Consider the following 3,616-nt stretch of genomic DNA (forward strand, 5'->3'; position numbering starts at 1 on the left):
GTCACCATTCTTAATCACGCCTTTTTTCAAAAAATAACCATCCCCACACTTAATCGCGCTTTTTCAAAAATGTAAAGGCTTCCATGAAAAGAGTCATATTTATGTCACAACTCTTGTGAAATTATTCACAAACTAGTGATATACTAACACCGTTAACTTATTAATTACTATCTAATGATGACATTTATATATAGGAGCTGATCATAATGGAGAACAGAAATAAAAAAGTAAATCGAGTGGTCTTAATTGGAACAGGTGCTGTCGGCTGCAGTTATGCATATTCAATGATTAATCAAGGAGTGGCGGAAGAGTTAGTTCTCATTGATGTCAATGAGGCAAAATCAGAAGGGGAAGCGATGGACCTGAATCACGGGATTCCGTTTGCTCCGTCACCTATCAACGTATGGAGCGGGTCTTATCAAGATTGTGAAAGTGCAGACTTAGTGGTCATTACTGCGGGATTAGCTCAAAAGCCTGGTGAAACCCGATTAGAATTAGTGGAAAAGAACACGAAAATATTTAAACAAATCGTAAAAAACATTATGGCCAGTGGCTTTGACGGAATCTTCCTAGTTGCTACAAACCCTGTTGATATTCTAACCTATGTGACCTGGAAGGAGTCTGGGCTGCCAAAGGAACGGGTGATTGGTTCCGGTACCGTATTAGATTCAGCGCGTCTCCGCTTTGCGCTTGGTCAGCATTTCAATATGGACACACGAAATGTTCATGCCTATATCATTGGCGAACACGGGGATACAGAACTTCCCGTTTGGAGCCGTGCCTCTGTGGGTGTTGAAAGGCTTGAAGAACTTTCAGCAAGGAAAAACGAACCATACAAAGATTGTTTAGAAGAAATTTTCGTTAATGTCCGTGATGCGGCTTATCAAATCATCGAACGAAAAGGTGCAACGTACTATGGAATCGGCATGTCCCTCGTTCGAATTACGAAGGCAATTTTAAACAATGAAAACTGTATCCTAACGGTCTCCTCCTATCTAGATGGTCAATATGGACAGGAGGATGTGTTTATCGGTGTTCCGGCGGTCATATACCGCGGAGGAATCCGTGAAGTGATTGAAATACAGCTAAATGAAAAGGAAAAGGAACAATTCAGCCACTCGGTTACCGTATTAAAAGAAACAATGAAACCTGTCATCTAGAATTGTTTAGAGTTGAAAACACGAATGAAAGCAGATGAGAGTATGGAAACGATGAATCATACAAAAAAAGGTTATTTTATGATGGCAGTATTATGGCTGGCTTATGTAACCTTTGCCATGAATTGGGTGGCGGGCTCTTCCTTGACACCGCAAATAACCGAAACCTTTTTCGGTGGACCTGTGGATCCTATTATTTCTCAATTGGTGAACTATTCGATTACGTCCGCGCGTGTCTTTGCCAACATCTTAGCAGCGATGGTGCTCATGAAATTAGGACCTAGAAAAGCGGCAGGTATCGCGATTGGCCTTTTAATAATGGGACTTGTCGCGATTTATCTCCCGAATTATTGGGCCTATACCGTCGCTAGGATGGTCATGGCCGTTGGCGGCTCGATGGTCATTGTCTATATGAACCCCATCGTTGCTCACTATGTTAAAAATTCAAACATAAAGTTGCGCATTAATGCCGCCAATACGGTGGCCTATAATGCCGGTGCTTTTATTGTCGCCGTCTTATTTACGGTTTTTGCCAAGCAAATGGTAGCCAACTGGCGTTTAACATTAACGTTCTTTGCCTCTTTAACGATCTTGTTTTTTATCGCTTGGCTTTGGAAAGCAGAGACCTTTGAAACAAATGAAATGGGTGGTACCGCTGAAAAGTATGGCTATAAAGAGGCGCTCAAGGACGGATTTCTCTGGCGCTATGGCCTGGCGTTTGCTTCCTTTTTAACCTTGTATGTATTATCGCTCGTGAGCTTTAAAGCCATTTTTGATCAATATACCTTGTTAAATGGCTCTGTAACAAACCTATTAATCTCAGGTTTTGGCATTCTCGGAACATTTGCAGGGATTCGCATCGGAAATAAGGGCGTGCCACGGAAGCCAATCCTTCTGTTCTCAGGGATTGTCATGGTAGGAACCTTTGCCCTTGCCATTGTGTTTGCTAACAAGATTCCGCTTCTTTCCTACACACTCATTTCGATATCAGGATTTGCGATGTATATTCAGTACCCAATTTTTTTGAATCTCCCTCATGAATTAAAAGGGATGACTCCACAAAGATTGACGATTATGTTCGGACTTTTCTGGGCGATCGCGTATGCGGGCCAAACCATCGCGACGATTGTGTGGAGCTTTATATTAGGCTCTTCCGGATACACTGCGGCGATGATTTTCTTTATCGCTGCCTCCAGTGTGTACATCTTCTTGGTGGCGACCTTCCCGGAAACACGACAGAAGGAAGCCATCCTACGGCGAGCAGCATAAGGAGGGACATGGGGAGATTCGGTTCTTATGACTTTTTATGAGATTTGTGCCGATCATAAGAACCGTCTCCATAGTGCCTACAACTCTACATCTGAGAAAATTGCCAGTTTTGTATGCGCAAAATAGATTCGCTGATAAAAATAGGTTTTTCGCTGATAAAAGTGTATTTACCGCTGATAAAATGGTCCAGTTCGCTGATATCCTTCAACAATTCGCTGAGAAGCTGCTAATTGGAGCTAATTATCCCACTCCATGCTCCCTCATCCGACTAAAAGTTAGCTTTATTTGCGCAAATTTGGCTTTTTTTTGTGGATTGACGGCTTTTATTTGCGCATCCATAGAAATTGAAATATGTTCGGCCTCTTCAACCATTCGTTACACGTCTTACATTCAATTAAAACTTTCCTCTCCCTACCCTGTCCTTTTTGCCGACTTTTCTATATATAGAAGGTGAAAGGTGGTGAGAGACAATGGCACAAGCATTATTAGAGGTTACGAAGCTTCGCATCGTGTTTGAAGCGGGCATGGATGACGAAGGAAATCCCATCCTCAAAGCAAAAACGTTTAGCAATGTCACCAAGGCTGCTACCGCAGATCAACTATCGCAAGCGGCACTAGCAGTAGCTGCTCTATGCAATGACCCGCTAAACAAAGTGGAGAGAAATGACAGCTCCACAATTCTAGGTTAATAGTCTAACAAAATAATAAAGGGTGTGGAGGTGAAAGAAATGGCAAAAACATTGGAATTGCAATTTACCACGGAGTTTGGAAAGACGGCAAGCCTTTCCGTCGATAACCCTAAAGAGCCGATTGATGAAGAAGTTGTAAAATTATCGATGGCGCAGATTATTGCATCTGAAGTTTTCACAACGGCTAGTGGCAAGTTTGTAGCTGCAAAAGGAGCAAGAGTGATCGATCGCAATGTGACGGATTACGTGATTGTTTAATAAGGAAAAGAGGCTGGATTCATGATGGACATGAACCCAGCCTCTTTTTATAAATAATGGAAATTGTATTTTATCGAAAACAAAGAGCGGCCTTAATAATATCAAAAAAGTAGGATCTACATAGAACAATGGAGTAGACTAATGCTCAGTTATATTTATAACTACAGTGAACACCATACATATACGTTGAAAAACAAAAAAAGACAACCTTTTCAGGTTGTCTTTAATATGCCTGGCAACGTC

4 protein-coding genes are annotated in these 3,616 nt (G+C 41.8%); all 4 read left to right on the forward strand.

Going from position 1 to position 3,616, the window contains the following annotated elements; all coding sequences use genetic code 11:
- Nucleotides 1-206: 206 nt before the first annotated feature.
- The gene (locus COE25_RS10410) at nucleotides 207-1,160 is read left to right on the forward strand and encodes an L-lactate dehydrogenase (RefSeq protein ID WP_098932595.1); all 954 of its coding nucleotides are present in this window, start codon (nucleotides 207-209) and stop codon (nucleotides 1,158-1,160) included.
- Nucleotides 1,161-1,202: 42 nt separating this feature from the next.
- On the forward strand, nucleotides 1,203-2,426 hold the full coding sequence (locus tag COE25_RS10415) for an MFS transporter (protein ID WP_180247478.1): 1,224 nt from the start codon (nucleotides 1,203-1,205) through the stop codon (nucleotides 2,424-2,426).
- Nucleotides 2,427-2,896: 470 nt separating this feature from the next.
- A complete protein-coding gene (locus tag COE25_RS10420) occupies nucleotides 2,897-3,115 on the forward strand; it encodes a DUF1659 domain-containing protein (protein WP_088089946.1) in 219 nt (72 codons plus the stop codon).
- A 39-nt stretch (nucleotides 3,116-3,154) separates the two neighbouring features.
- Nucleotides 3,155-3,373 (forward strand): DUF2922 domain-containing protein, encoded by a 219-nt coding sequence (locus COE25_RS10425; RefSeq protein WP_088089947.1) that lies wholly within the window; start codon nucleotides 3,155-3,157, stop codon nucleotides 3,371-3,373.
- The last annotated feature ends 243 nt before the right edge of the window (nucleotides 3,374-3,616 follow it).

This window comes from Bacillus sp. AFS031507 (assembly GCF_002584635.1).
GTDB lineage: Bacteria > Bacillota > Bacilli > Bacillales > Cytobacillaceae > Neobacillus.